This is a genomic window from Plantactinospora sp. WMMB334, assembly GCF_049179095.1.
In the GTDB taxonomy this organism is placed as follows: domain Bacteria; phylum Actinomycetota; class Actinomycetes; order Mycobacteriales; family Micromonosporaceae; genus Plantactinospora.
Genome location: NZ_JBMHME010000002.1, coordinates 7,862,592 through 7,887,305, shown reverse-complemented (window position 1 = coordinate 7,887,305; position 24,714 = coordinate 7,862,592). Strand labels below are relative to the sequence as shown.

The window sequence follows — 24,714 nt, the reverse complement described above, 5'->3', positions numbered from 1 at the left end:
ACCCGGCCGGACCGCCAGCACTAGCGTCGTAAGGCTTGTCAAGGACAATTGGTCATTACCGTACGGGGGCGTGGATGCGGACGGTCCGGAGCTGGTTCCAGGACACCACCGGCGGCTTACCCCGGACCTTCTGGTATCTCTGGGCAGGCACCCTGATCAACCGTCTCGGTTCGTTCGTCCTCGTCTTCCTCGCCATCTACCTCACCGTCGAGCGGGGCTTCTCCGAATTCCAGACCGGCCTGGTGCTCGGGGCCTGGGGCGCCGGCGGTGCGGCCGGCACCCTCACCGGTGGGATCCTGGCCGACCGGTGGGGCCGACGCCCCACCCTGCTCACCGCGCACCTGGGCGCCGCGGCCATGATGCTGGCGCTCGCGTTCGCCAGGGACCTCTGGCTGGTCGGGCTCGGCGCGCTGCTGCTCGGCATGTTCGCCGAGGCGGCCCGGCCGGCGTTTGGCGCGATGATGGTCGACGTCGTGCCGGAGCGGGACCGGCTGCGTGCCTTCACCCTCAACTACTGGGCGATCAACCTCGGCTTCGCCTCGGCCGCCATCCTCGCCGGGCTGGCCGCCGAGGCGAGCTACCTGCTGCTCTTCGTCGTCGACGCGGCGACGACGCTCGCCACCGCGGCGATCATCTTCGCCAGGGTGGGCGAGACCCGCCGGGTCCGCGCCGAGCAGCGCACCTCCGGGCCGCTCGGCGCCGCCCCGCACCGGGGCGGGTTGGGCAGCGCGTTGACCGACCGGGTCTTCGTCGGCTTCGTGGCGCTGAACATCCTGCTCGCGCTGGTCTTCATGCAGCACGTCTCGATGCTGCCGATCGCGATGGGCGAGGACGGGCTCTCGCCGTCGACGTACGGGTCGGTGATCGCGGTCAACGGGGTGCTGATCGTGGCCGGGCAGCTCTTCGTACCGCGACTGATCCGGGGACGGAGCCGGTCCCGGGTGCTGGCCCTGGCCGCGCTGGTCGTGGGGGTCGGGTTCGGGCTGACCGCGTTCGCGGACGCCGCCTGGTTCTACGCGCTCACCGTGGTGATCTGGACCCTCGGCGAGATGCTCAGCTCGCCCTCCAACTCCACCCTGATCGCGGAGCTGTCGCCGGCCACGCTGCGCGGTCGCTACCAGGGGCTCTTCTCGCTCTCCTGGTCGGTGGCGACCTTCGCCGCCCCGGTCACCGGCGGCTTCGTCCGGGAGCAGGTCGGCGACGCGGCGCTCTGGCTCGGCTGTGCGGCGCTCGCCGGGATCGTGGCCGTCGCCCACCTGCTCTCCGGGCCGATGCGGGAACGGCGGGCCCGGCAGCTGCGTACCGCCGAGGTCGACGCCGAGCAGGCCGCGCATCCCGGGCCACGACCGAGGCTGGCAGCTATCACGTAAGTACGTACGGTCGGCGTTGACCAGTCCGACGAGCAGGGTGCCCGGCCACGACGTACGCGCCCTACTGGCAGGCGTACGCCATCGACCTGGTCGCCGCGGCGGCCCGGCGACCGGGTCCGAACCGGTCAGCCGGTCGCGGAGTGGCAGAATTCCGGCAACTCCTCCGACGGCGTGTCCACTTCCAGTTGATGGACGATCCGGATCTGGATGTCGCCCGGGAAATTTCCTTCCACCCGGCGAGAAATCGGCGTGCCGACCAACGGCGACGTCGTCGCGGTCGGGCCGACTGCGGTGCCAACCGGGACCGGCGGCGCGGCCCGCTGAAGACGGCTGCGGTCCTGGCTCTCCCGAGCCGGGACCGCGTCAAGTGGACCGGCGGCGGCGGGCGACGCTCACCCCCGTAAACGTCGCCCGCACACGCCGCCGGTTACAGGTGGCGGCGCCGTCCCCCAACGGCTTCAACTGCCACCCGTCCCCCAGCGCCACCACCCGATGCACAGATCTGCGCGATCTGGCGTTCCCCCGAACTCAACCGAGCGTGGCGCGTGCATTAACGTTAGTTGTCGCCGTATGACCGGCACAAGCCGGTGTCTCTGTCTCGCCCATCACATCCAAGAGCGATCGATTTCCGGCGCCTTGTTGGTGCAACAGCGCTGTACGGCAGATGCATTCCCGACTCGCGCAACCGGAACTCAGCCGTCCTCCCGCATCGGCGATTCGGTCCGGAAGAAGTTGCTCTGCCGGCCGTCGGAAAGCTGCTCCTGGTAAATGAAATTCAGTTGTCGTAGGTCGAAGGTGTGGAACCACTCGTCCCAGCTCACCGGCTTCAGTCGTCCGCCTTCCCGCCAACCGGGGAAGTCAAACGTCAGTACGCCGAGCCGGCCCTCGCGTTCGGTGCCCTCGATCGTTGCCGGTTGGGCGTTTCGGGCTTCCGCCCAGCGCCGGATCACGTCGTGCTCCCGGGTCACCAGGCTCCGCCCCGGACGCTCCGGCGCGTCCTGCGTCGAGGAGATCGGCTGGGCGTACTTCAGCGACCTGGACTGCCCGCCGTTGGCCGGGGCGGACCTGGACCCGGTCGTCGTCCGGCCGGCCGCCGCGCTCGACCGGGTACCGGTGCTCGGCCGGGCGGCCGTGGTCCTCTTCCGAGCCGCGGTCTTCTGCGCGGTGTTCTTCTGCGCGGTGTTCTTCTGCGCGGTGTTCTTCTGCGCGGTGTTCTTCTGCGCGGTGTTCTTCTGCGCGGTGTTCTTCTGCGCGGCGGTCGTCTTGCGCGCGGTGGTCTTCCGCACCTGGGCACCGCTGGCAACAGGCCGCTTGGCAGCCGCCTTCCTGGCAGTCGCCTTCTTCGCCGTCGCCTTCCTGGCGGCGGTCGCCTTGCCCGCCGGTGCCCGCTTCGCCGTCGCCTTGCCCGCCGGTGCCCGCTTCGCCGTCGCCTTGCCCGCCGGTGCCCGCTTCGCGGTCGTCCTGCTGGCCGGCGCCTTCTTCGCCCCGGTCGCCCGGGCCGTGGTCGTCTTCCGCGCGCCGGTCGACTTCCGGCCGGTCGTCCGGGCGGTGGCCGTCTTCCGGGCCGGCGCCTTCGTCGCCGCGACCGTACGCGCCGGAGCCTTGGCCGCGCCCGTACGCTTGGCCGGCGCCTTCTTCGCGGTCGCACGCTTGGCCGGCGCCGCCGTGGCCCTCCGGCCGCTCGGGCCACCCCGGCTCTCCGCACGTAGCGTCCGGACCAGGCTCTTCACGAGCTCCGGCTTACGAAGCGCCGATACGCCCGAGATGCCGCGTTTCCTGAGTTGTCCCCGGATGTCTTCGGCCTTCATCAAGCCGATCTTGCTCTCGTTGACGTCGGCCGTGCTGCTGGATCGGCGCTTCGTCGCGGTCGCGGTCGCGCCGCGACCGGGACTGTTTCGCTGGGCCATGAGATCCTCACGCTCCCTCTGACAGTCTGTCCTCGGCAGGCGGCGCGGCCATCGCCACATCCCGGTGCCGCCGCCGGGGCATACCCGTCAGGGGCGGTCCAAACCCGAGCTATCCACCGCCGAACGCTCGAAGAGGTGCGCGAACGCCTGAAGGTTCGCCAACGACTCCCCCCGCTTGACCCGCCACTCCCACTCCCGGCGGATCGCCGTACCGAACCCGATCTCCAGCATGGTGTCGAACGACTCGTCCGCGTAGGTCAGCACGGAGCCGAAGAGCCGGTCCAGCTCCTCCTCGGTCACCCCGGCCAGCCCGACCCGGCCGGTCAGGTAGACGTCGCCGACCGCGTCGACCGAGAAGGCCACGCCGTACATCCGGGCGTTGCGCTGCAACAGCCAGGTGAAGAGTTCCTCACGCCGCTCGTCCGGCTGGCGCATCACGAACGCCTCGACCCGCAGCGCGTGTTCCCCGACGATCAGGTTGCAGATCGTCCTGAGCTTGTGTGTGCCCGGCAGGGTCACGGCGTACGAGTACTCGCCGGTGGGTTCGCAGGCCAACTCCCGGTCGGCACAGACCCGTTCGATCAGCCGACCGATCTCCGCCCGAGACCGCATCTGTCCGCCCTCCCGTCGAAGCGCCTGCCCCACACCGTCGGAGCGCCTTGCCTCCGTCCCGCCAGAGCCCTCGCCCGCCCCGTCGGCGCGCTCAGCAGGCTGCCAGCGGCAGGGTCGCCGTCCCGTCCGCCAGCTCGGCGGCGAGCCGGTTCCGGTGTCCCGCCATCGCCTCACGGTAGACCGCGAGCAGCCCGGCGGCGGTGCAGGCCCAGGAGAAGGCGCGCGCGTGCTCGACCGCGCCCCGCGCCAGTTCGGCCCGGCGACGGGGTGCCGCCAGCAGACTGCCGAGCACCCGCGCCCAGTCGGGCGGATGGTGACCGTCGACGAGCACCCCGCTGACCCCGTCCCGGACGGCGGTGACCAGACCACCGACCGCGGCGGCGACCACCGGCGTACCGCAGGCCTGCGCCTCCAGGGCGACCAGGCCGAACGACTCGTTGTGCGACGGCACCGCGACCAGGTCGGCTGCCCGGTAGAGCGCGGGCAGGTCCTCACCGGTCTGCGGCGGCAGGAACCGCACCGCGTCGGCGACGCCGAGCCGGCCGGCGAGTTCGATGAGCGATGTCGGCTTCTCCAGCCCGCTGCCGCTCGGACCGCCCGCGATCACCACGGTCAGCGACCGTGCGATCTCCGGCTGCCGGATGCGCATCTCGGCGAAGGCGTGCAGCAGGACGTCCGGCGCCTTCAACGGCTGGATCCGGCCGACGAACGCCACGATCGCACCCCGCTCGGGCAGTCCCAACCGGCGCCGGGCGGCGGCCCGGGCCGCCTCTTCCCGGCCGAGCCGGGCCGGTGTGAAGCGGTCCAGGTCGACGCCGGGACGCACCACCTCGACCCGCTCCGGATCCGCACTGTACCGGGATATCAGGTCCCGGGCCTCGACCGTCGTGTTGGCGACCAGCCGGTCGGCCTCGGCCACCACCTGCTCCTCGCCGATCACCCGCGCCTTCGGCTCGGGCCGGTCCCCCTCGGCGAGCCGGACGTTCTTCACCTTGGCCAGGGTGTGCGCGGTGTGCACCAGCGGCACCCCCCAGCGCTCCTTGGCCAACCAGCCCACCTGGCCGGAGAGCCAGTAGTGCGAGTGGATCAGGTCGTAGTGGCCCGGCGGCCGGGCGGCCTCGGCCCGCAGCACCCCGGCGGTGAAGGCGCAGAGCTGGCCGGGCAGGTCCTCCTTGGCCAGCCCCTCGAACGGCCCGGAGGTGACGTGCCGAACCTGCACACCCGGGGCCATCTCGACCACCGGCGGCAGGTCGCTGGCGGTGGCCCGGGTGAAGATCTCGACCTCGACACCGGCCTCCGCCAGCCGCCGGGCGACCTCGACGACGTAGACGTTCATCCCACCGGCGTCACCGGTGCCGGGTTGGTGCAGCGGCGAGGTGTGTACGGAGAGGGTGGCGATCCGCCGCGGCACGGGCCACGGCTGGGTACCTCGCTGCCGGGCGACTCCGGTGTGCAGTTCCGCCACGTCCGCTCCTTCTGTCAACGTGTCACGCCGTCCCGCACCACCGGGGTACCTCACAGAGCAACCACCGTGCTGCGTGTCATCTTCCCGATCGTGCGACCGTCAATCGTCCGGCCCGGCAAGGAGGTGACCGACCTCATTCGGGCCCCGACCGCGGCCCCGGGCCCGGTTGGGCCAGAATGTCCCGATGACCCCTGTCGCGATCGTCACGGGTGCGTCCAGCGGGATCGGCGCCGCCACCGCCCGCCGGCTGGCCGCCGAGGGTTTCGCCGTGCTCGCCGCCGCCCGGCGCACCGACCGGCTCGACGCCCTGGTCGCCGGGATCCGCGCGACCGGCGGCACCGCCACCGCCTGCGCCTGTGACGTCACTTCCGACGAATCGGTCGCGGCGCTGGCCGCCGCCGCCGGCAAGCTGGGCGGGCCGGTCACCCTGCTGGTGAACAACGCCGGTGGCGCGCGCGGGCTGGATCCGGTCGAGTCGGGCTCGGCCGCCGACTGGCAGTGGATGTACGACGTGAACGTGCTCGGCACGCTCCGGGTCACCCAGGCCCTGCTGCCCGCGCTGGAGTCCTCCGGCGCCGGCACGGTGGTCGTGCTCAGCTCCACCGCCGGCCTGATCGTCTACGAGGGCGGTGGCGGCTACGCGGCGGCCAAGCACGCCCAGACCGCGCTCGCCGAGACGCTGCGGCTGGAGCTCTGCGGCCGGCCGGTCCGGGTGGTCGAGATCGACCCAGGCATGGTCAAGACCGAGGAGTTCGGCCTGGTCCGGTTCGGCGGCGACGAGCAGCGGGCGGCGTCGGTCTACGCCGGGGTCGCCGAGCCGCTGGTCGCCGAGGACGTGGCCGACTGCGTCGCCTGGTGCGCCACCCGGCCGCAGCACGTCAACGTGGACCGGCTGGTCGTCCGCCCGTTGGCCCAGGCGGCCCAGCACAAGGTGCACCGGGTCGGGACCGACGCCGGGGAGTGAGCCGGATGGCGCCGACCGACGGGCCGGGCCCACAGCCGACCGACGGGCCGGGCCGGCGGGGCAGCCCGGCACCGGTTGGCGGGCCGGGCCGGCGGGACGACCGACCGCCGGCCGGCCGGCCGGCCGGGGAGGTCACCCGGGGCACCACCAACCCCAACCGGCTGCGCCGGGTCGACAACTGGATCGCGGCGACCTGCGGCGACCTGCTCCGGGACGCCCGCGATCCGCTGGTGGTCGACCTCGGCTACGGCGCCAGCCCGGTCACCGTGGTCGAGCTGCGGGCCCGGCTGGCCGTCGTCCGGCCGGACGTCCGGGTCGTCGGGCTGGAGATCGATCCGGTACGCGTCGCCACCGCCGCGCCCAGCGCCGACCCGCCCGGGCTGACCTTCGCCCGGGGCGGGTTCGAACTGGCCGGGCTGCGTCCGGTGCTGGTCCGGGCGTTCAACGTGCTACGGCAGTACGCCGAACCGGAGGTCGGACCGGCCTGGCGGGCGATGACGGGGGCGCTGCACCCCGGCGGGCTGCTGGTCGAGGGGACCTGCGACGAGCTGGGCCGGCTGGCCGGCTGGCTGCTCGTCGATCCGGCCGGCCCCCGGTCGCTGACCCTGGCCGCCCGGCTCTCCACACTCGACAGCCCGGCGGCGCTGGCCGAGCGGCTGCCCAAGGCGCTGATCCACCACAACGTGCCGGGCACCGGCATCCACGCGCTGATCCGGGCGCTCGACGACGCCTGGCGGAACGCGGCCCCGTACGCCACCTTCGGGCCCCGGCAACGCTGGCGGCGTACGGTCGAGGGGGTCCGCACGGCCGGCTGGCCCGTACTGGACCGGCCGGCCCGGTGGCGACTCGGCGAGGTCACCGTGGCCTGGGCGGCGGTGGCTCCGCCCGGCGGACAGCTCACAACGCGCAGTTGACCAGGACCGGCTCCGGGTGCAGCGTGGCCCCGAACCGGTCGTGCACCCCGTCGCGGATCTCCCGCGCCAGCGCGAGCAGCGCATCCGTCGAGCCGCCGTCCCGGTTGGTCAGCGCCAGGGTGTGCTTCGAGGAGATGGCGACACCACCGGCCGCCTGATAGCCCTTGGGAAACCCGGCCTTGTCGATCAGCCAGGCGGCGCTGACCTTCGCCGTGCCGCCCGCACCCGGCCAGGACGGCGGCTCGCCCAACCCGGCGGCCCGCTCCCGCAGCGCCTGGTACGCCCCGGCGTCCAGCACCGGATTGGTGAAGAACGAGCCGACCGAGCGGGTGTCCGGGTCGGCCGGGTCCAGCACCATGCCCTTGCCGGCGCGCAGCGCGCGTACGGCCGCCCGGGCGTCGCCCAGCGGCACCCGGTCACCGACCTCGACCCCGAGCGCGCGGGCCAGCTCCGCGTAGCGCACCGGCGTGGAGAGTGTCGAGCGGAGCAACCGGAAGTCGACGGTGAGCACAATCCGCCGGTCGTGGTACTTGAACACGCTGGACCGGTAGCCGAACCGGCATTCCGCCGCGCCCATCCGGGTCACCTCGCCGGTCGACCGGTCGTAGACCTCGACCCCGGTGACCGTCTCGGCGACCTCCTGCCCGTACGCCCCGACGTTCTGGATCGGGGTGGCGCCGGCCGAACCGGGGATCCCGGAGAGGCACTCCACCCCCGACCAGCCGGCCTCGACGGTGGCGGCGACCAGGTCGTCCCACGGCTCGCCGGCCGCGACCCGGAGGGTCACCGCCGTCTCCTCCTCGGCCACGACCTCGAAACCCCGGGACCGGACCAGCAGCACCGTACCCGGAAAGCCCTCGTCCGCGACGACCACGTTGCTGCCGCCGGCCAGCACCAGGACCGGCTCGTCCCGCAACTCCGCCTCGCGCAGCCGCTGCGGGATCTCCGCCGTCCCGGTCGCGGTCAGCAGGTGCCGGGGGGCCCCGCCGAGCCGCAGAGTCGTATAACCGGCCAGCCGATCGGGATCGGCGGAGTCGGTGGCACTTGTCGGGCGGGCATTAACGTCCGGCACACCGTTCACCCTAGGCTGAGGGGTGGCCCGGCCGGTGGCGGGTCCGGTCGCACGGGAGGATGGTCATGACCAGATTGCACGGCACGAAGGACTTCTGGGTGGGAGCACTCCGCACCGAGGGACCGGCGTTCGCCGCCACCGTCGCCGAGGCGCAGCTCGACATCCCGGTGCCGTCCTGCCCCGGGTGGACCCTGACCTATCTGGTGCACCATCTCGGCTCGGTCTACACCCGGGTCCGGAGCATCGTCGGCCGGGGCGACACCGAGCCGCCGCCCGGGCCGCTCACCGTGCCGGACGGCCTGCCCACCGGCGCGGCGGCGGTGGAGTGGTGGCGTGCGGAGTTCGACCAGCTGATGACCGTGCTGGAGCGGGTCGACCCGGAGGCACCGGCGTGGAACTGGGCACCCCAGCCGAAGAAGGCCGGGTTCTGGCACCGCCGGATGGCGCAGGAGACCGCGGTGCACCGCTGGGACGCGCAGATGGCGGTCGCCGCCGGGGAGCCGATCGAGGCCAAGCTCGCGGCGGACGGCGTCGGCGAGGTGCTCGACACCCTGCTGCCGGCCGGCCGGCGCGGCTCCGACCAGCCGTTCCACGGTGTCGTCCATCTGATCGCGTCGGACGCCGGCCAGGAGTGGTACCTGCGGCTGCGTGGTGAGGGTGTCGCCCTGCTGGACACCGACACGCTCCTGGACGGCGACGACCACCACGCCCGGGCGCAGGTCTCGGGTACGGCCAGCGACCTGTTGCTGGCCCTCTGGGGTCGGCTCGGCTTCGACGCCCTGGACGTGGCCGGTGACGTCTCGCTGCTGGAAGGACTGCGCGCCGGCCGATAGGCCGGGCCCTGCCGGCGAAGCGACCGACCTGTCGGCCACCCGGCCGGCGGGTTGTTGACCTTCAGGCAGGCGTGGAACCATTTTCCCGGCAGCTGAGCTGAGGAGCGGAGATGGCGGTGATCCGCGCGCGGCCCACGCTGGAGGCGGTGGCGAGACGGGCCGGAGTGTCCCGGGCGACCGTGTCCCGCGTGGTAAACGGCTCGACCACGGTCGCAGAGCCGATTCAACAGGCGGTCCGGCGGGCCGTGCAGGAGTTGGGCTACGTGCCCAACCTCGCCGCGCGCAGCCTCGTCACCCAGCAGACCGACTCGGTCGCGCTGGTCCTGCCGGAGGCGTCCACCCGGGTCTTCTCCGACGACCAGGTCTTTCCCCGGATCATCCTCGGGGTCAGCCGGGAGCTTGAGGCGGCCGGCAAGCAGCTTGTGCTGACCCTGGCCGAGTCGGCGGCGAGCCACGAGCGGGTCGAGCGGTACGCGATGGGCGGGCACGTCGATGGCGTGCTCTTCGCCTCGCTGCACGGCGCGGACCCGCTGCCCGGCATCCTCGCCGAGGCGGGACTGCCGGTGGTCTGCAGCGGCCGCCCGCTGGGCCGGTCACGCGTACCCGTACCGTACGTCGATGTCGACCACGTCGCCGGGGTGCGCGGCGCGGTCCGGCACCTGCTGGAGTCCGGCCGGCGGCGGATCGCCACCATCGCCGGCCCGCAGGACATGGTGGCCGGGATCGACCGGCTGGCCGGCTACCGTGCCGAGGTGCACGACGCCGGGCACCGGCCCGTTGAGGCGGTGGGCGACTTCACCCGCGAGTCGGGGGCGGTCGCGATGCGGCAGCTCCTGGCCCAGGACCCGGGGCTGGACGCGGTCTTCGTCGCCTCCGACCTGATGGCGCACGGCGCACTCCGCACGCTGCGCGAGGCGGGCCGCCGGGTCCCGGAGGACGTGGCGGTGATCGGCTTCGACGACATCGAACTGGCCGGCTACACCGATCCGCCGCTGAGCACGGTGCGGCAGCCGATCCAGGATCTCGGCCGGACGATGACCCGCCAACTCCTCCAGCTGACCGCCGGCGACCTGATCGAGCCGACGGTCCTGCTCCCGACCGAACTCGTGCTCCGCGCCTCCGCCTGATGGGTGCTGTCGGCTCGTCCGCCGCCGGCTCCCGGGTCAGGCCGGCGCGACGGGTCGGTCGATCGAGAGCCCGAGCGTCCGGCGGGCCAGCAGGGTGGCCCCGGCGACCGCGGCCGGGGTGAGCAGCACGGCGCCGAGCGGGATCAGAAAGCAGAGGAATACCGCGACCCCGAAGCCCAGGGTCAGCGGGCGGTGCGCCCGCAGTGCCCGCTGCCGCTCCGCCAGCCGGAGCCCGCGCCGCTGGAACGGCACCCCGACCAGGCCCATCGCGAGGAACCAGCCGGCGACCAGCGCGGCGATCACCGGCACGACGAACTGGCCGACGATCGGCAGGAAACCCGCGACGAAGAGCGGCACGCCGAAGAGTACGGAGCGGACGATCAGCCGCGCCGCGTCCGCGATGCTGCGCCGCAGCGAGCGCCACCAGGAGATTTCGACCTCGTCCGGTACGCCGCCGAGCCGTTCCTCCACCCGCTCGGAGATCTTCTCGTAGAACGGGTCGCCGATCACCAGCGTGATCGCGGTGAAGGTGAGCACACCGAGCAGCCCGCCCACACCCAGCAGAGCCAACCCGGCGACCAGCCGTACGAGCGTACGGGCCGCCTCCGACCAGCCGTCGGCGAACGGGGTGATCAGCTCGGCGAGCTCGTCGGAGAAGTAGATCAGCGTGGCGAGGCCGGCGAGGTAGAGCGCTCCGGAGATCACCGCGGGCACGATGCCGAGCAGCACCAGCCTGGGGCTGCGGCCGTAGACGGCGAGCCCCCGGAACAGCAGCCCGACGCCGGAGCCGAACGCCGAGAGGAAGGAACCGGGACGCACGGAGCCGGAACGGTCGGCGCCGGGGCGGCCGGGGTCGGGATCGCCGGGGGTGGGGGTCTGCACGACCGGCAGCCTATCGGCCACGGCAGGCAGGATGGAGACGTGCGCGCCGCTCGCTTGATCTCCCTCGTCCTGCTGTTGCAGAACCGCGAGTCCATGACCGGCGCCGAACTGGCCCGGGAACTCGAGGTCTCGGAACGGACGATCTACCGGGACGTGCTGGCGCTCGGCGCCGCCGGCATCCCGATCTACGCCGACCGGGGACGGGCCGGCGGCTACCGGCTGCTCGGCGGCTACCGGACCCGGCTGACCGGGCTGAGCCGGGACGAGGCCGACGCCCTCTTCCTCTCCGGGCTGCCGGGGCCGGCCGGCGAGATGGGTCTCGCCGAGGTGGTGGCGACCGCCCGGCTGAAGGTGCTCGCCGCCCTGCCGAGCGGGTTGCGGGACGCGTCGACCCGGGTGGAACGGCGGTTCCACCTCGACGTACCGGGGTGGTTCCGGGAGAAGGACCCGCCGAGCTGGCTCGCCGAGCTGGCGGAGGCGGTGTGGCAGGACCGTACGGTCGAGTTCCGCTACCGCCGCCGGGAGCGGGAGGTGGCCCGGACCGTCGAGCCGTACGGGCTGGTGTGCAAGGGCGGCGGGTGGTATCTGGTGGCCCGGGTCGGCGCCGGGCACCGCACCTACCGGGTGGACCGGATCACCGAGGTGACGGTGCGGCCGGAGACGTTCACCAGGGACGACTCCTTCGAGCTGGCCGGCTACTGGAGCAGCCAGGCGGAGAGGTTCGTCCGGGAGATGCTGCGCGACGAGATCACCGTACGACTCAGCCCCGCCGGCCGGCACGCCCTGCGGTACGTCGCCGAGCCACCCGCCGTACGGGAGGCGGAGGCGAACGCCGGGGAGCCCGACGCGCACGGCTGGGTGGTCAGCCGGCTGCCCGTCGAGTCCCCCGACGTCGCGTACGGCCAACTGCTCAGCCTCGGCCCGGAGGTCGAGGTGCTGGAGCCGCCGGAGCTGCGGGCCCGGCTCGTCGCCGCTGCCCACCGCCTGGCCGAGCTCTACGCCTGAGGTGTTAGGAAGGGCCCCCGCTACAACAGAAAGCGATAATAGGGGGCCCTTCCTTGCGCCTCAGCGGTAGCCGGTGGCGTCGGCGGGCCTGCCGGTGGCCTCCACCTCGACCATGTAGCGCCAGGCGTCCGGCTGGCTGCCGTCGAGGTCGGTGAAGCCGTAGACCCTGGCGAGCTGGCCACTGGAGAGCGACTGCCCGGACCAGCGGGCCCGGTCCGGGTCGGCGGCGAGCGCGGCGACCGCCCGGCCGACGAACGCCGGACTCTCCGAGATGACGAAGTGCGGCTGCTTCTCGACGGCGTCCCGCCAGTTCTCCTCGGTGACGCCGAACTCGTCGAGCATGAACTCGGAGCGCAGCCAGCCCGGGGTGAGCGCGACCGCTGTGCCGCCGAACTCCCTCAGCTCGTGCGCCCAGAGGAAGGCGAGCCGGTTGACCGAGGTCTTGGCGAGGTCGAAGAAGGCGGAGAGCCGGTAGTTCTCGTCGTTGTACTCCCTGGTGCCGTCGCCGACCTCCACCACCAGGCCGCCCGGGTTGCGGATCAGCAGCGGCAGGGCGTGGTGGCTGGTGATGATGTGGGTGTCGACCGCGAGGCGGAGGGTGCGAAAGCCCTCGTCGAGGGACTGTTCCCAGATCGGCCGGTGCCATCCGATGTAGCGGTCGGCGCCCCAGACGTCGTTGACGAGGACGTCCAGCCGGCCCTGCTCCCGGTCGATCCGCTCGACGAGCGCGCGCACCTCGTCGGGTACGAGGTGATCGACGCGTACGGCGATGCCGACGCCGCCGGCGGCGGTGACCAGCTCGGCGGTCTCCTCGATCGTCTCCGGCCGGTCCACCTCCGAGCGCTTCTCCCGGGTGCTGCGCCCGGTGGCGTAGACGGTGGCGCCGGCCGCGCCGAGCTGCACGGCTATCTGCCGGCCGGCGCCCCGGGTCGCCCCGGCGACGAGGGCGATCTTTCCAGTGAGTCCTGCTGTGCTGTCTTGCGTCATGGTGGCGACTCTGGCAGCGAAACCTGACAACCGGCGTCCGGATTTTCCCGTCTCGGCGGTGCTACCGGTCACCCGTCTCGGCGGCGGTGCTACCGGTCAGGGGACGAGCCGGAGGCGTACCCGTCGGTTGGCCCGCCCCTTGCTCTCCACCTTGACCACCTGGACCTTGCCGATCTGGGCGGTCGAGGCGACGTGGGTGCCGCCGTCGGCCTGTACGTCCAGCCCGGCGATGTCGACGATCCGGATCTCCTGTTCGTCGGCGGGGATCAGGTTGGACTGGGTACGGATGATGTCCGGCAGCGCCAGCGCCTCCGCCCGGGGCAGCACCCTGACCGCGACCGCCCGGTCGGCGGCGACCTCGCTGTTGACCAGCTCCTCCAGCCGGGCCTTGAAGTCGCCCGGCACCTCCGGCAGGTTGAAGTCCATCCGGGCCTCGCCCGGCTCCATGTTGCCGCCGGTGACCAGGGCCCCGAAGTCCCGGAAGACCACGCCGCAGAGCACGTGCAGCCCGGAGTGGGTGCGCATCAGCAGGCTGCGCCGCTCGTCCTCGACCGCCCCGGTCACCGCCGTGCCGGCCGGCGGCAGCGGATCACCCTCGGCGGGGATCAGGTAGAGGTCGTCGCCCTTGCGGGTGCCGACGATCCGGGTCTGTACGCCCTGCCAGAGCAGCACCCCGTGATCCGGCGGCTGGCCGCCGCCACCCGGATAGAAGGCCGACCTGTCCAGCACGATCCCCTGCTCGGGGTCGACGGCGAGCACCGTGCACTCCCACTCGCGCACGGTCGGGTCGGCGAGGTCGAGCCGGCTGGTCCGGCCGTGCTGATGAACGCCCATGGATCGTCACGGTACTCCGGGTCGCCGCCGAGGGGCGCCCGATGCCGCCCGGTCGCCTCATGCCGCGCGGTCGCCTCAGTTGAGGAAGCTGCTGATCCGTTCGCGCAGGTCGGCGCGGTGTGTCCAGAGCAGGCCGGGCCGGTCGTAGACGTGCAGGCTCGCCCCCGGCAGCGCCTCGGCGAGCTGTTCGGCGACCGGGACCGGATGCAGGTCGTCACCGGCACAGCCGATCACCAGGGTACGGGCGGTGACCGCCGTCAGCGCCGACGGCTGCCGGACGGGGACCTGACCGGCCAGGTCGGCCAGCCCGGCCGCGAGGCCGTCCCGGGTCAACTGGTCCACCCGCTGCCGCAGGTAGGCCCAGCCGGCCGGTGTGTTGCGGATCGCCGGCGGCACCTCGAAGGCGACCGCCTCGGCCACCTCGGCGGCGTCGCCGCCGCGTACCGCGGCCAGGAGTTCGCCGATCCGGCGCCGGGCCACCTCCGGCCGGGGCCTGTCGAGCACGGCCGGTAGCACGAAGACGGCCCGCGCGAAGCGGCCCGGGCTCTCCCAGAGGAGCCGGCAGAGCGCGCCCGCGCCGAGGCTGATCCCGAGGGCCCGGGTGGCGCCGCCGAGGTCGGCGACGGCGCGCAGGTCACGGGCCAGGTCGGCGTAGCTCCACTCGCCCTCCGGCGCGTCGGAGCGGCCGTGGCCACGGAACTGAAAGAAGATCTTGCGGCCGTTGACCGCGCTGCCCAGCGGCCGGGTGGTGGAGATGCCGGTGCCGAGACCGTGTGCGAAGACCGTGACCGGGTCACCGTCGCCGGTCACCAACTGCTCCAGCCGTACGCCGTGCGGGGTGGCGACCAGCTCGGTCTCCGGATCCGGCAACGCCGGCCGACCGCTGCGCGGCGCGGTCGGACCGGGGCCGTACGTCCGTGGTCCGCCGTCGGGCGGCGGTGGCCAGCGGAAGTCTCTCACCAGAAGCCTTTGCCGTCGGTCAGGTCGCGCAGTCCGACCCGGACGTCGAGCAGATAGATAAGTGCCGCCGCGATGCCGATCAGCGCGAAGAGGTTGATCGGCTGGTAGAGCAGCAGGGTGAGCACCAGACAGACGGCCAGGATGGCGATCCAGGCTCCCTTCGGGAGCGTGCCGATCGCGGGGAACGCATCCGAGCGCTGGGTGATGCAGTGCACGAGCGCGACGCCCTGGACCACGAGGGCGAAGACGATCAGCACCAGGTTGATGACGGTGACGACCTCGTCAAAGAAGAGTGGCGCGGCTTGGGCCATGGCGGAAAGCTTATGCCGGCGACCCCGGGTGCGTGCCACTTGCCGCACCCACCCGGGTCGCCTGCCCGCTACTTCTCGGTCGTGGGGCGGGTGCGCCGGGTTGCCGGGCGGGTCGACTTCGCCGCCGGGCGGCGCTTCGCGGCCGGTGGCTTCGTCGGCGTCGCCTCCGACGCTGCCGGTGTCACCCCGATCTCGGTGGCCGTCGGCGTCGCCTCGGTAGCGGCGGTCGCGGCGGCCGGCTCCTTGACCTGCTCGACCACCTCGGCCGGGGTGGTGCTCAGCGCCGGCTGCCCTGGGCCGGGCACCGCCCGGGTCTCGCTGGCGGTCATGTCCGCGTTGACGGTGTCGGCCGCCTGCACCACGCTGCTGCCGACGACCCGCTCGCCCCGGGCGACGAGGTCGCCGTAGACGGCGAGCGCCCGCTCCTGGGCGGCCTGCGCGCCGGCCACCACCACGGCCGCGTTGCGGATGGTCGCCTCCCGCAGCCGGTCGAGGTCGAATTCGCGGCTCGCGGCGCGGTGCCGCAGGTTCACCGCGCCGGAGTTGGCGTTGCGCAGGGTCAGCGCGGCCTTCTGACGCAGCTCGGTGCTGGTCGCCACGGCCCTGTCGCGCAGCTCGGTGCGGGTGGTCTCGTCGCCGAGCCCACTCACCACGGCGGGCAGCCGGCGCAACTGCTGGTACGCGATGTCGCCGGCACCGGCCACCGCGTAGAGCGGGCCGGGGATCCGGGTGGTACGGGGCTGGGTCATGGCTGCTCCTCCTCAGGGGCCGAGGCGACCGACGGAGCCGGTGGCGCGGCCTTCTTGACCGCTTTCCTGGCGGTCCTCTTCGTGGTCGTCCTCGTCGTGGTTGTCCTCGTGGTGTCCCCGCCCGGCGGGGCGGTCTCCCCGCCCGGCGGCGTGGTCTCCCCGCCCGGCGGCGTGGTCTCCCCGCCCGGCGGGGCGGACTCCGCCCCCGGTCGGGTCCCGGCCGGCGGCGCGGCGGCGCCCGCCTCGGTCACCGCCACCGATTCGAGTACGGCCTCCGTCGGATCATCACCGGCACCGGTGCCGGTGGGCGGTCCGGTCGGGACGTCCGCGTCCATGTCCGGGTGCCGGACGTCCGCGTCCCCGTGCCGGAGGTTCTCCCGGCGGAACGTCTCGTAGATCTGGCTCAACGACTGTTTCTGCGGCATCGTCAGGTCGGGGTCGGCCGCGATGGCGGCCAGCACGCCCTGCCCCTCGCGGTCGTCGAGCAGCCCCGCCCGGAGATAGAGCACCGGCGTGGAGACCCGCAGGGCGCTCGCCAACTGCTGGAGCACCTCCGCACTCGGCTTACGCAGCCCGCGCTCGATCTGGCTCAGGTAGGGGTTGCTCACCCCCGCCTGCTCGGCCAGTTGCCGCAACGAGATCTTCGCGTTGCGGCGCAGGTCGCGGATGAACCCACCGATGTCCCGGGGAAGGTCCTTCGGGTTGGCCATGTCTTCGACGGTAACGACCCCCGCTTGCTCCTGCAAGCAAAACGCTTGCCAGAGTTAGCGATAGTTGTGCACGTCTCAGTTCCGGCGTTCCCGCTCGGCGAGCTGTTTGACGCATCGGGTCGGACAGCCGGCAGAGGCCGGCGTGGCAGGGGTCACCAGCGGGCGCGTACCGAGCCGACGACCTCGCCACCGCCGTACAGCGGTAGCTCGGCAAGCTCGTCGAGGACCGGCGCGTCCAGCGGGTTGCCGGCGCGATCCGAGAGCCGGCGCAACGCCGAGGCCAGTACCGGCATCCGGCCGCGGGTCGCTCCGTCGTCGATCTTGACGGCCACCGCCCCGTACCCCGGCACCGCCACCGCGACCACTCCCTCCGCGCCGCTCTTGGCGAGCAGCCCGGGGATCCCGGTCATCAGCCGGGTGTCGTACGCCTCCGCAGCGGTGCCGGCGACCAGCTCCGGATGCGCCCGCATCGCGTCGGCGACGGTCCGTGCCGCCGGGGCCGCCTCCGCCGAGACCAGCCGCAGGTACGCCCGGGCCAGCCCGGTCAGCGAGACGGCGAGCACCGGCGCGCCGCAGCCGTCGACCCCGACCGCCGCGACCGGCTCGCCGGTGAACTCCTCGACCGTGGCCGTGATCCGCCGCTGAAGCGGGTGCCCGGGGCGCCAGTACCCATCCACCGGCCAGCCGGCGGCCTGGCAGCTGAGCAGCATTCCGACGTGCTTGCCGGAACAGTTCATCCGCAGCCGCGACGGCCCGCCCCCGGCCCGGAACAGCGCCTCCCGGGCCTGCTCCGACAGCGGCAGGTCCGGCGGGCAGCGCAGCGCCGACTCCGCCAGCCCGGTACGCCGCAGCAGCCCGCCGACCCGGTCGACGTGCAGGTCCTCGCCGTGGTGGCTGGCACAGACCACGGCCAGGTCGGCACCGCCGCACCGCAGCCCGACGCCGAGCATCCCGACCGCCTGGAGCGGCTTGTTGGACGATCGCGGAAAGACCGGACCGGTGACGTCACCCGCCCCGGCCAGCACCGATCCGCCCGCGTCCAGCACCACCACCGAACCGCGGTGCACGGACTCCACGAAGCCCGACCGGACCACCTCCACCAGCGGCGCACCGCCGTCGTAGATCTCGCCCATGGCGGCGGACGGTACCCACCGGGCCGGGAGGTCGACCCGGCGCCCCCTCAACGCTGTACGGCGAGTCCCAACAGCTCCCGTGCCTGTGCCGGGCCCAACGGCGGACGCTGGGCGAGCTGGGCCAGCCCGACCGCCCGGGCGACCAGTTGCATGTTCGACTCCACCGGGCGCCCCTTGGCGTAGGTGATCGTGTCCTCCATGCCGACCCGCAGGTGCCCGCCGGCCGAGACCGAGGCGAGCATCACCGGGATCGTGCTCCGGCCGATGCCGGTCGCCGAGAAGGTCGTCCCGTCGGGCAGATCGCGCAGCGCCTCGGCGCAGGCGACCAGCGTCCCGGTGCTGCCCGGCATGCCGCCGGGCACCCCCATCACGAAGTCGACGTGCACGTGCCCGCCGGCCGGCAGGCCGTACCGGTCGAGCAGCCGGCGCAGCGTGGTCAGGTGGCCGAGGTCGAAGATCTCGTACTCGGGCACGATGCCCCGGTCCTGCATCCGGGTGTGCAGCTCGACGATGAACTCCCAGCGGTTGAGGAAGACGTCGTCACCGAAGTTGACAGTGCCCATGGTGCAGGAGGCCATCTCGGGACCGGCGTCGAGCACCGCCAGCCGATCCGCCTCCGGATCGGTGACCGCGCCACCGGTGGAGAGCTGCACGACCAGCCCGGTGTCGTCCCGCAGCGCGGCAACGGTCTCCCGCAGCCGGCCCGGGTCGAGGGTCGGCCGGCCCTCGTCGTCGCGGATGTGCACGTGGATCACTGCCGCGCCGAGCGCCTCGCACTCCCTGGCGGTGACCAGCAGCTCGTCGAGGGTGACCGGCAGTGCCGGGACCTCCGCCTTCGCCGACTCGGCCCCGGTCGGCGCGACCGTGATCAAGGTGCCCGTCATGCCGGGATCCTAACCGAGGCGTCCGGGCACACCCGCCACCGGCGAAACCGCGCCCCCGGCCGTCCGGTCGCCGCTGCCCGGTGCCGACCGCCGCCGTCTGCCCGGTGCCGACCGCTGCCGCCGTCTATCCGGCGCCGACCGGCGCCGTCTGCCCGTGGTCGACCGCCGCCGCCGTCTACTCGGGGTCGATCGCCGCCGCCGTCTGCCCGTGGTCGACCGCCGCCGCCGTCTACTCGGGGTCGATCGCCGCCGTCGAATCCTCGACCCGCAGCGCGGCGTCCGCCGGCACCGACCGCTTCAGCACGGCGAGCGCGACCGGCCCCAACTCGAAGTGCCGGACCGCCGTGCCGACGAACCCGACCGTACGGCCGTCGGCGGTCACCGGGGCGCCGACCGCCGGAAGCTGGTCGGTGCTCACCCCGTCGAGGTGCAGCAGCGCCAGCCGGCGCGGCGGGCGCCCCAGGTTGTGCACCCGGGCCACCGTCTCCTGCCCCCGGTAGCAGCCCTTGTCCAGGTGTACGGCCGGTGCGACCAGCCCCACCTCGGCCGGGATCGTCCGGTGGTCGGTCTCGAAGCCGACCCGGGGCAGCCGCTGCGCCACCCGCACCGCCTCGTACGCCCACAGCCCGGCGACCGGCGTGCCGGCGCCGGTCACCGTGCCGACCACCTCCGGCAGGCTTCCCCGGGGCACCAGCAGGTCGACCCCGAGCCGAACCCGGCGCGCCCAGCCGCCGCCCGGCAGCGCGCGCACGTCGTACACCGCGGTGGGCCGGGGTGGCAGGGAGCCGGCGGCGAACTTCGGGCCCGGCACACCGAGCACGTCCGGTTCGGCCAGGCCGGTGACCCCCAGCACGGCGACCGCCTCGGTGGCGCGCGGGCCGACCAGGGAGAGCAGCGCCCAGTCGGCGGTCGCGTCGCGCGGGTCGACCCGGGTGAAGAAGCGCATCTTCTCGAGATAGGTCAGCAGGCCGGCGGTGTCCGCCGGCTCGGTGTCCAGCCAGGTGGTCTCGCCGTCCTCGGCGACCATGGCGTGCTGCTCGACGTGCCCGTGTGGGGAGAGCACAAGCAGCTCGCTGCCCTGCCCGGCGGCGAGCGAGGCGAGGTGCTGGGTCGTCAGGGTGTGCAGCCAACCCGCCCGCTCGACCCCCGGTACGGCGATCACGCCCCGGTGCGAGCGGTCCACCAGGCCGACGTCGGTGGCGAGCAGCCGCTGCTCCCGGATCGGGTCGCCGTAGTGCGCGGCCACCGGACGTACGCCGGCCGCGGCGTGCTCCGGCGCCGGCCGGTCCCGGGTCTCCTCGTCGATCGCCTCGACAGCCACCGCGCCCGCGATGTCGATCATCCCCGCCGCTCCTCCGTCATCCCGCGACCACTCCACTCATTCCCGCTGCTCCACTCATTCCCGCTGCTCCTCGCAGTCGCTCCGGCCGCAGACGCCGAAGAGCGCCACGTGCCCGATGTCGACCTGGAAGCCCCGTTCGGCCGCCAGCTTGTCGCAGAGCGGCTGGAACACCTCCGGATCGACCTCGTCGACCGCCCCGCAGATCCGACAGACCAGGTGCACGTGGGCGTCCTCACCCGCGGCGTGGTATGTCGGTGACCCGTGGGACAGGTGCGTATGGGTAACCAATCCGAGGCGTTCGAGTAGTTCCAGTGTCCGGTAGATCGTGGTGATGTTCACTCCGGCGGCGACCTCGCGGACCGCCGAGTGCACCTGCTCGGGCGTGGCGTGCCCGAGCTCGAGCACGGCCTCGAGGATCAACTGTCGCTGCGCCGTCAACCGCAGTCCGCGGGAACGCAGCATCTCCGCAAGTGACGATTCCGACACCGACAAAGCATAGTTCGCCCTCGGCCGTACCCGGGTCACGGCCCGACGCCCGACTACCCTCGGCAGGATGTCGCACCCGGAGATGGTGATCGTGGTGTTGGGCCGGGGCGTGGTGCCGGCCGGCGAGCCGGTGGTCCGCGCGGACGACCGGGGCGTACTCCGGGGCGACGGACTCTTCGAGACGATGCACGTCCGTGCCGGCCGTCCCTGGCTGGCCGACGAGCACCTGGCCCGCCTGGCCCGCGCGGCGAACGCGCTGGAGCTGCCGCTGCCCGGCACCGCCGCGCTGCGCGACCTGCTCGACACCGCCTGCGCCGGCTGGCCGGCCGGGACCGAAGGCGCGCTCCGGCTGGTCTGCACCCGGGGACCCGAGGGCGGCGGGCCGACCGTCTACGCCACCCTCTCCGGCGTGCCGGCCGCGTCCCGCCGGGCCCGCCGGGACGGCATCGCGGTGGCGACCCTGCCGCTCGGGATCGCCGCCGACGCCCGTACCGGCCGGCCGTGGCTGCTCGGCGGGCTCAAGACCACGTCGTACGGGGTGAGCGAGGCCGCCCGGCGCTGGGCCGCCGCGAACGGCGTCGACGACGCCCTCTGGACCTCGATCGAGGGGTACGCCCTGGAGGGGCCGACCGCCAACCTGGTCTGGCTGACCGGCGGGACACTGCACACCGTGCCGGCGGACCGGACCGGAATCCTGCCCGGCGTGACCGTCGACTGGCTGCTCCGGCACGCCGGCGACCTGGGCTGGGGGGTGGCCGAGCGCCTGGTCACCCCCGCCGAGCTGCGGGCGGCCGACGGGGTCTGGTTCACCTCGTCCGTACGCGGGCTCGCCGAGGTCCGCGCGCTGGACGGCGCACCGCTGCCCGCCTCACCGCACACCGCCGCACTGCGCGACCTCCTCGGCTTCACCTGTGAGGAATGGGTGTAAGGAGGGGGTGTGTAAGGAGGGGGCCCTTCTACAACAGAAAACGATAAGAAGGGGCCCTTCCTTACACGTCAGCCGCCGACGCGGATCAGGCGGGCGGATAGGTGCGGCGAGAGCGGGTGACCCATCGCCGCCATGTCCTGGGCGTAGAGCAGCGCACCCTCGACGATGCCGAACAGCCGGTGCCCGGCGGTGACCTCCTTCGCCGTCGAGGTGCGCAGCACCGCGTCCGTGACCAACTCCACCCGGGTACCGGTGACCTTGCCCAGATAGAGCTCCGTCACCCCGGTCGGGGTGGTCAGCGTGACCTCCAGCTCGTCGGTGCCCCTGCCCTCGGAGTCGAGCACCGCCCGCCACCAGCCGACCTCACGCCCGGCCGGCCGGACCGGCCGGCTCTGCTCGTCGAGGATCCAGGCCCGCGACTCGTAGCGGAGGAAGGGCCGACCGTCATGGGTGATCCGAATCTCCTGGGCGTAGTCGAAGTCCTCGATGGTGGGGAAGCCGCCCCGCCCCCGCCCCCGCCACAGCCCGACGTACGGCAGCAGCCCGAGCAGCGCCGGATGCAGGTCCGGACCCTTGCGCAGGTCGTACGTCTCCTCGTACGGGTACGGGTCGACCGGTGGCGCGTTCAGCCAGGGCGGCGGCTCGATCGAGTTGTCGCTCACAGCGTCCCCTCCGTTCGTGACTGCGGGGCTCGCAAACCCGGCTCACTCCTCGCACTCACCAACGTCCCCTCCGTTCGTGACTGCGGGGCTCGCAAACCCGGCTCACTCCTCGCACTCACCAACATCCCCTCCGTTCGTGACTGCGGGGCTCGCAAACCCGGCTCACTCCTCGCACTCACCAACGTCCTCTCGAAATTCTCACGGCCAGATAGACCAGATAACCGGCGAGCGCGCCTAATCCCGCGACCAGCAGGCTGACGAACCCGATCTCGGTAACCATGACGGGTAGATCCTATGCTGGCGGCATGGCTCGTACCCTGGTCGTCAAGGCCACCGCCGGCTCGGATTCTCCGGAACGCTGCGCACAGGCCCTCACCGTGGCCGCCACGGCGGTCGCCTCCGGCGTCGACGTGTCGCTCTGGCTGACCGGCGAGTCGAGCTGGTTCGCGCTGCCGGGCCGGGCCGAGGAGTTCGAGCTGCCGCACTCCGCGCCGCTGGCCGAGCTGCTACACGTGATCCTGAGCAGCGGTCGGGTGACCGTCTGCAGCCAGTGCGCCGCCCGGCGCGAGATCGGCGAGCCGGACGTGCTGTCGGGCGTACGCATCGCCGGGGCGGCGGTCTTCGTCGAGGAGGCGATGGCCGACGGCGCCCAGGCGCTGGTCTACTGATGACCGCCGGGGGTTGACGACCGCTGGGCTCGAAGACCCGCCGGGCCTGACGACCGCCGGGCAGGCTGGATCGGCCGGGCCGGCATGGTCCGGTCACCCCTCGCAGCTCGTGGTGGTGGCGACCCGGACCCGGCCGTCGCCGCTCTCGACCACCACGCTGACCGGGCCGCTGCGGTAGGCGTACAGCTCGGTGGTGTCGGCGATCACGACGGCCCCGGCGGGCCGGGGCAGCAGGGCGCCCGGCGGGCCGGCCGAGCTCCCCCGCCCGATGGCGTACGCCGTCCAGGCCCTGCCCCGGCCCGGGCAGCCCACGGTGACCAGCTCGACCGGGGTCGGTTCGGTCGCACCGAGCGCGCCGAGCACCCGGAGCGGGTCCGGCTCGGCCGGCGGCAGCGGCGCGGCGGCGCGGCGGTCCGGGCCGCCGGAGACCGGCCGGCAGCCGGTGCTGACGGTCAGCTCCAGGATGCCCGGACCAGCCTGGCCGCCCTCGATCGCGACGAACTCTCCCGCGTCGGCCCGCAGGACGTGCACGCTGCCGTCGGCACTGTGCCGGACCCCGGCCCGGTACGCGGCCGGCAGCCGCTGGGCGATCCGGTCCAGCAGCCCGGGCAGCTCCGCCTCCGGGGCGCGGATCAGGACCGTCGCGTCCAACGTCGCGCCCTCGCGCAACACGGTGAGCTCGCACTCGTCGGGGACCCTCGGCGCGAGTTCGACGGCGACGTCCGGCCCGGCCGCGGCGACGAGCTCCCCGAGCGCCCGGTCCACCACCGGTCCGGCCTGCTCGATGCTGCGCTGCTCCCGTACGGTCGGGTCGTCGCGGCGCACGGAGACGAGGGTGAGCACCAGCAGCAGCGCCGCCCAGCCGGCGAGCGCGCCGAGCAGCCAGCGCCGCCACCGGGGGTTGGCCGGAGGAGGGGCCGGCTGGCCGGGCGGGGGCGGCACCGGGACGTCTGTGCTCACGCCTGCCATGGTGGCACGGCGCCCTCGGAGTGCCGGCATCGAGCCGGCGCCGAGGGCATCCGGGCGGGCCGACCGGAGACAGGCCAGCTCGGCAGCCGGGCCGACCGCCGGAGACCGGCCCGCACCGCATCCGGGCCGACCGGAGACCGGCCCGCAGCACAGCCGGGCCGACCGACGGGGACCGACCCCCGACGGTCGTCAGCGACCGGGGGCGAGGCGGTAGCCGACGCCGCGTACGGTCTGCACCTGCGGCCCGCCCTCGACGGCGCGCAGCTTGCGGCGCAGCCGTTTCACGGCCGAGTGCAGGATGGCGGTGTCACCGAGGTAGGCGCCACCCCAGACCGAGCCGAAGAGCCGCTCGTAGGTCCAGACCCCGAGCGGGGCGCTTGCCAGCCGGGCCAGCAGCTCCCGTTCGAGCCGGGTCAGCGCCAGCGGCTCGCCGCGCCAGGTGACCAGGTGGCCGCCGGGGTCGACGGAGAGCTCGCCGAGGCTCACTGGGCCGGGGCCGGGGCCGGGGCCGGGGTTCGTTGCGTCGCCGGCCGTCGGAAACAGCATCGCCCGCAGCTCGGAGAGATCCGAACAGATCACGACGGTGCCGAAGTCGTCCAGCCGTCGCACCACGCGTTCCCGCACCGCGACGTCGGTAGAGACGCACACGACCAGCGGGACTTCTCCGTTTGCCACCTCGCTCCACTTCCTCCCCCGTCGGCTGTGCGGGCCCTAGCCAAACGGGTTTGACCGGGCGCGTCAACAGCGACGCTAACCGATGTAGGGCAGTAGGCTCACTCCTGACCGAAATACGCCTAGTTACTGCCTAGATACTGGCCGACATCGAGCATTGATCACTACCCCCCGGAGCAAGAGCATTACTCCTAGCCCATGTGGGGGGTGCTGTCCGTGAACGATTGTCGGGCACACGCGTGGCGCTAGCCCGGACATCCGGAGCTGG

The 24,714-nt window shown here is 73.3% G+C and carries 29 protein-coding genes; 9 read left to right on the top strand and 20 right to left on the bottom strand.

What is annotated here, in order from left to right; all coding sequences use genetic code 11:
• Window positions 1–74: 74 nt before the first annotated feature.
• Complete coding sequence (locus tag ACN27G_RS34245; protein WP_421496774.1) at window positions 75–1,370, top strand: MDR family MFS transporter; 1,296 nt, start codon at window positions 75–77, stop codon at window positions 1,368–1,370.
• A gap of 125 nt (window positions 1,371–1,495) precedes the next feature.
• On the opposite strand, the gene ACN27G_RS34240 is transcribed toward ACN27G_RS34245, so the two are convergent.
• Together ACN27G_RS34240 and ACN27G_RS34235 are read right to left on the bottom strand one after the other, a co-directional pair.
• Entirely contained in the window at window positions 1,496–1,630 is a 135-nt protein-coding gene (locus tag ACN27G_RS34240) for a hypothetical protein (protein ID WP_421496773.1), read from the bottom strand.
• A gap of 432 nt (window positions 1,631–2,062) precedes the next feature.
• Window positions 2,063–2,338 carry a hypothetical protein gene (locus ACN27G_RS34235; RefSeq protein WP_421496772.1) on the bottom strand — a complete coding sequence of 92 codons (276 nt, stop codon included), beginning with the start codon at window positions 2,336–2,338 and terminating at the stop codon, window positions 2,063–2,065.
• Window positions 2,339–2,483: 145 nt separating this feature from the next.
• Between ACN27G_RS34235 and ACN27G_RS34230 the strand changes: the two genes are divergently transcribed.
• A complete protein-coding gene (locus ACN27G_RS34230; protein ID WP_421496771.1) occupies window positions 2,484–3,299 on the top strand; it encodes a hypothetical protein in 816 nt (271 codons plus the stop codon).
• A 65-nt stretch (window positions 3,300–3,364) separates the two neighbouring features.
• Here ACN27G_RS34230 and ACN27G_RS34225 read toward each other — a convergent pair whose 3' ends face one another.
• Both ACN27G_RS34225 and mshA read right to left on the bottom strand, forming a co-directional pair.
• A complete protein-coding gene (locus tag ACN27G_RS34225; RefSeq protein WP_421496770.1) occupies window positions 3,365–3,889 on the bottom strand; it encodes a YbjN domain-containing protein in 525 nt (174 codons plus the stop codon).
• Window positions 3,890–3,980: 91 nt separating this feature from the next.
• Window positions 3,981–5,354, bottom strand: coding sequence for a D-inositol-3-phosphate glycosyltransferase (gene mshA, locus ACN27G_RS34220; RefSeq protein ID WP_421496769.1), 1,374 nt, complete (start codon window positions 5,352–5,354; stop codon window positions 3,981–3,983).
• 184 nt (window positions 5,355–5,538) lie between these two features.
• Between mshA and ACN27G_RS34215 the strand changes: the two genes are divergently transcribed.
• Together ACN27G_RS34215 and ACN27G_RS34210 are read left to right on the top strand one after the other, a co-directional pair.
• Window positions 5,539–6,318, top strand: coding sequence for an SDR family NAD(P)-dependent oxidoreductase (locus tag ACN27G_RS34215; RefSeq protein ID WP_421496768.1), 780 nt, complete (start codon window positions 5,539–5,541; stop codon window positions 6,316–6,318).
• A 5-nt stretch (window positions 6,319–6,323) separates the two neighbouring features.
• The gene (locus ACN27G_RS34210) at window positions 6,324–7,232 is read left to right on the top strand and encodes a class I SAM-dependent methyltransferase (protein ID WP_421496767.1); all 909 of its coding nucleotides are present in this window, start codon (window positions 6,324–6,326) and stop codon (window positions 7,230–7,232) included.
• Here the strand turns inward: ACN27G_RS34210 and ACN27G_RS34205 are convergent.
• A complete protein-coding gene (locus tag ACN27G_RS34205) occupies window positions 7,216–8,304 on the bottom strand; it encodes a UDP-N-acetylmuramate dehydrogenase (RefSeq protein WP_421496766.1) in 1,089 nt (362 codons plus the stop codon). The genes ACN27G_RS34210 and ACN27G_RS34205 overlap by 17 nt on opposite strands.
• A gap of 65 nt (window positions 8,305–8,369) precedes the next feature.
• On the opposite strand from ACN27G_RS34205, the gene ACN27G_RS34200 reads away from it, so the two are divergent.
• Entirely contained in the window at window positions 8,370–9,137 is a 768-nt protein-coding gene (locus tag ACN27G_RS34200; RefSeq protein WP_421496765.1) for a maleylpyruvate isomerase family mycothiol-dependent enzyme, read from the top strand.
• A gap of 110 nt (window positions 9,138–9,247) precedes the next feature.
• Window positions 9,248–10,264 (top strand): LacI family DNA-binding transcriptional regulator, encoded by a 1,017-nt coding sequence (locus ACN27G_RS34195; protein WP_421496764.1) that lies wholly within the window; start codon window positions 9,248–9,250, stop codon window positions 10,262–10,264.
• Between the two features lie 36 nt (window positions 10,265–10,300).
• Here ACN27G_RS34195 and ACN27G_RS34190 read toward each other — a convergent pair whose 3' ends face one another.
• The gene (locus ACN27G_RS34190; RefSeq protein ID WP_421497576.1) at window positions 10,301–11,083 is read right to left on the bottom strand and encodes an EI24 domain-containing protein; all 783 of its coding nucleotides are present in this window, start codon (window positions 11,081–11,083) and stop codon (window positions 10,301–10,303) included.
• 102 nt (window positions 11,084–11,185) lie between these two features.
• Here ACN27G_RS34190 and ACN27G_RS34185 point away from each other — a divergent pair, with 102 nt between their 5' ends.
• The gene (locus ACN27G_RS34185) at window positions 11,186–12,151 is read left to right on the top strand and encodes a helix-turn-helix transcriptional regulator (protein ID WP_421496763.1); all 966 of its coding nucleotides are present in this window, start codon (window positions 11,186–11,188) and stop codon (window positions 12,149–12,151) included.
• A gap of 60 nt (window positions 12,152–12,211) precedes the next feature.
• Here ACN27G_RS34185 and ACN27G_RS34180 read toward each other — a convergent pair whose 3' ends face one another.
• From ACN27G_RS34180 to ACN27G_RS34135, 10 genes are all read right to left on the bottom strand, one after another.
• The gene (locus ACN27G_RS34180) at window positions 12,212–13,138 is read right to left on the bottom strand and encodes an SDR family oxidoreductase (protein ID WP_421496762.1); all 927 of its coding nucleotides are present in this window, start codon (window positions 13,136–13,138) and stop codon (window positions 12,212–12,214) included.
• Between the two features lie 96 nt (window positions 13,139–13,234).
• Window positions 13,235–13,972, bottom strand: a complete 738-nt coding sequence (locus tag ACN27G_RS34175; protein ID WP_421496761.1) for an alanyl-tRNA editing protein — start codon at window positions 13,970–13,972, stop codon at window positions 13,235–13,237.
• A gap of 75 nt (window positions 13,973–14,047) precedes the next feature.
• Window positions 14,048–14,932 carry an alpha/beta fold hydrolase gene (locus ACN27G_RS34170; protein WP_421496760.1) on the bottom strand — a complete coding sequence of 295 codons (885 nt, stop codon included), beginning with the start codon at window positions 14,930–14,932 and terminating at the stop codon, window positions 14,048–14,050.
• Complete coding sequence (locus tag ACN27G_RS34165) at window positions 14,929–15,243, bottom strand: DUF2516 family protein (RefSeq protein WP_421496759.1); 315 nt, start codon at window positions 15,241–15,243, stop codon at window positions 14,929–14,931. The genes ACN27G_RS34170 and ACN27G_RS34165 overlap by 4 nt, the downstream gene beginning before the upstream one ends.
• A gap of 68 nt (window positions 15,244–15,311) precedes the next feature.
• Complete coding sequence (locus ACN27G_RS34160; protein ID WP_421496758.1) at window positions 15,312–15,992, bottom strand: hypothetical protein; 681 nt, start codon at window positions 15,990–15,992, stop codon at window positions 15,312–15,314.
• Window positions 15,989–16,702, bottom strand: a complete 714-nt coding sequence (locus ACN27G_RS34155) for a helix-turn-helix domain-containing protein (protein WP_421496757.1) — start codon at window positions 16,700–16,702, stop codon at window positions 15,989–15,991. The genes ACN27G_RS34160 and ACN27G_RS34155 overlap by 4 nt, the downstream gene beginning before the upstream one ends.
• Window positions 16,703–16,854: 152 nt before the next feature.
• Window positions 16,855–17,835 carry an asparaginase gene (locus tag ACN27G_RS34150; protein WP_421496756.1) on the bottom strand — a complete coding sequence of 327 codons (981 nt, stop codon included), beginning with the start codon at window positions 17,833–17,835 and terminating at the stop codon, window positions 16,855–16,857.
• A gap of 47 nt (window positions 17,836–17,882) precedes the next feature.
• Window positions 17,883–18,719, bottom strand: a complete 837-nt coding sequence (locus tag ACN27G_RS34145) for a 3-keto-5-aminohexanoate cleavage protein (RefSeq protein WP_421496755.1) — start codon at window positions 18,717–18,719, stop codon at window positions 17,883–17,885.
• A gap of 229 nt (window positions 18,720–18,948) precedes the next feature.
• Window positions 18,949–20,061 carry a YgfZ/GcvT domain-containing protein gene (locus tag ACN27G_RS34140; RefSeq protein WP_421496754.1) on the bottom strand — a complete coding sequence of 371 codons (1,113 nt, stop codon included), beginning with the start codon at window positions 20,059–20,061 and terminating at the stop codon, window positions 18,949–18,951.
• Window positions 20,062–20,115: 54 nt separating this feature from the next.
• Window positions 20,116–20,547, bottom strand: coding sequence for a Fur family transcriptional regulator (locus tag ACN27G_RS34135; RefSeq protein ID WP_421496753.1), 432 nt, complete (start codon window positions 20,545–20,547; stop codon window positions 20,116–20,118).
• 67 nt (window positions 20,548–20,614) lie between these two features.
• Here ACN27G_RS34135 and ACN27G_RS34130 point away from each other — a divergent pair, with 67 nt between their 5' ends.
• Window positions 20,615–21,475 carry an aminotransferase class IV gene (locus tag ACN27G_RS34130; protein ID WP_421496752.1) on the top strand — a complete coding sequence of 287 codons (861 nt, stop codon included), beginning with the start codon at window positions 20,615–20,617 and terminating at the stop codon, window positions 21,473–21,475.
• A 68-nt stretch (window positions 21,476–21,543) separates the two neighbouring features.
• Here the strand turns inward: ACN27G_RS34130 and ACN27G_RS34125 are convergent, their stop codons facing one another.
• Both ACN27G_RS34125 and mtfM read right to left on the bottom strand, forming a co-directional pair.
• Window positions 21,544–22,137, bottom strand: a complete 594-nt coding sequence (locus tag ACN27G_RS34125) for an FABP family protein (protein ID WP_421496751.1) — start codon at window positions 22,135–22,137, stop codon at window positions 21,544–21,546.
• A gap of 175 nt (window positions 22,138–22,312) precedes the next feature.
• Window positions 22,313–22,417: a small membrane protein MtfM gene (gene mtfM, locus ACN27G_RS34120; protein WP_349337864.1), complete on the bottom strand. Its 105-nt coding sequence runs from the start codon at window positions 22,415–22,417 to the stop codon at window positions 22,313–22,315.
• Window positions 22,418–22,442: 25 nt separating this feature from the next.
• Between mtfM and ACN27G_RS34115 the strand changes: the two genes are divergently transcribed.
• Window positions 22,443–22,805, top strand: a complete 363-nt coding sequence (locus tag ACN27G_RS34115) for a DsrE family protein (RefSeq protein ID WP_421496750.1) — start codon at window positions 22,443–22,445, stop codon at window positions 22,803–22,805.
• A gap of 93 nt (window positions 22,806–22,898) precedes the next feature.
• Here ACN27G_RS34115 and ACN27G_RS34110 read toward each other — a convergent pair whose 3' ends face one another.
• Both ACN27G_RS34110 and ACN27G_RS34105 read right to left on the bottom strand, forming a co-directional pair.
• Window positions 22,899–23,765: a hypothetical protein gene (locus tag ACN27G_RS34110; protein ID WP_421496749.1), complete on the bottom strand. Its 867-nt coding sequence runs from the start codon at window positions 23,763–23,765 to the stop codon at window positions 22,899–22,901.
• Window positions 23,766–23,963: 198 nt separating this feature from the next.
• Window positions 23,964–24,449 (bottom strand): winged helix-turn-helix domain-containing protein, encoded by a 486-nt coding sequence (locus ACN27G_RS34105; protein ID WP_421496748.1) that lies wholly within the window; start codon window positions 24,447–24,449, stop codon window positions 23,964–23,966.
• Between the last annotated feature and the right edge of the window lie 265 nt (window positions 24,450–24,714).

Bases quoted from the DNA above. Each gene is read 5' to 3' on its own strand.
- ACN27G_RS34245 (WP_421496774.1), top strand. From the start codon at position 75: ATGCGGACGGTCCGGAGCTGGTTCCAGGACACCACCGGCGGCTTACCC.
- ACN27G_RS34225 (WP_421496770.1), bottom strand. From the start codon at position 3,889: ATGCGGTCTCGGGCGGAGATCGGTCGGCTGATCGAACGGGTCTGTGCC.
- ACN27G_RS34215 (WP_421496768.1), top strand. From the start codon at position 5,539: ATGACCCCTGTCGCGATCGTCACGGGTGCGTCCAGCGGGATCGGCGCC.
- ACN27G_RS34210 (WP_421496767.1), top strand. From the start codon at position 6,324: ATGGCGCCGACCGACGGGCCGGGCCCACAGCCGACCGACGGGCCGGGC.
- ACN27G_RS34200 (WP_421496765.1), top strand. From the start codon at position 8,370: ATGACCAGATTGCACGGCACGAAGGACTTCTGGGTGGGAGCACTCCGC.
- ACN27G_RS34195 (WP_421496764.1), top strand. From the start codon at position 9,248: ATGGCGGTGATCCGCGCGCGGCCCACGCTGGAGGCGGTGGCGAGACGG.
- ACN27G_RS34180 (WP_421496762.1), bottom strand. From the start codon at position 13,138: ATGACGCAAGACAGCACAGCAGGACTCACTGGAAAGATCGCCCTCGTC.
- ACN27G_RS34175 (WP_421496761.1), bottom strand. From the start codon at position 13,972: ATGGGCGTTCATCAGCACGGCCGGACCAGCCGGCTCGACCTCGCCGAC.
- ACN27G_RS34165 (WP_421496759.1), bottom strand. From the start codon at position 15,243: ATGGCCCAAGCCGCGCCACTCTTCTTTGACGAGGTCGTCACCGTCATC.
- ACN27G_RS34160 (WP_421496758.1), bottom strand. From the start codon at position 15,992: ATGACCCAGCCCCGTACCACCCGGATCCCCGGCCCGCTCTACGCGGTG.
- ACN27G_RS34155 (WP_421496757.1), bottom strand. From the start codon at position 16,702: ATGGCCAACCCGAAGGACCTTCCCCGGGACATCGGTGGGTTCATCCGC.
- ACN27G_RS34150 (WP_421496756.1), bottom strand. From the start codon at position 17,835: ATGGGCGAGATCTACGACGGCGGTGCGCCGCTGGTGGAGGTGGTCCGG.
- ACN27G_RS34145 (WP_421496755.1), bottom strand. From the start codon at position 18,719: ATGACGGGCACCTTGATCACGGTCGCGCCGACCGGGGCCGAGTCGGCG.
- ACN27G_RS34140 (WP_421496754.1), bottom strand. From the start codon at position 20,061: ATGATCGACATCGCGGGCGCGGTGGCTGTCGAGGCGATCGACGAGGAG.
- ACN27G_RS34130 (WP_421496752.1), top strand. From the start codon at position 20,615: ATGTCGCACCCGGAGATGGTGATCGTGGTGTTGGGCCGGGGCGTGGTG.
- mtfM (WP_349337864.1), bottom strand. From the start codon at position 22,417: ATGGTTACCGAGATCGGGTTCGTCAGCCTGCTGGTCGCGGGATTAGGC.
- ACN27G_RS34115 (WP_421496750.1), top strand. From the start codon at position 22,443: ATGGCTCGTACCCTGGTCGTCAAGGCCACCGCCGGCTCGGATTCTCCG.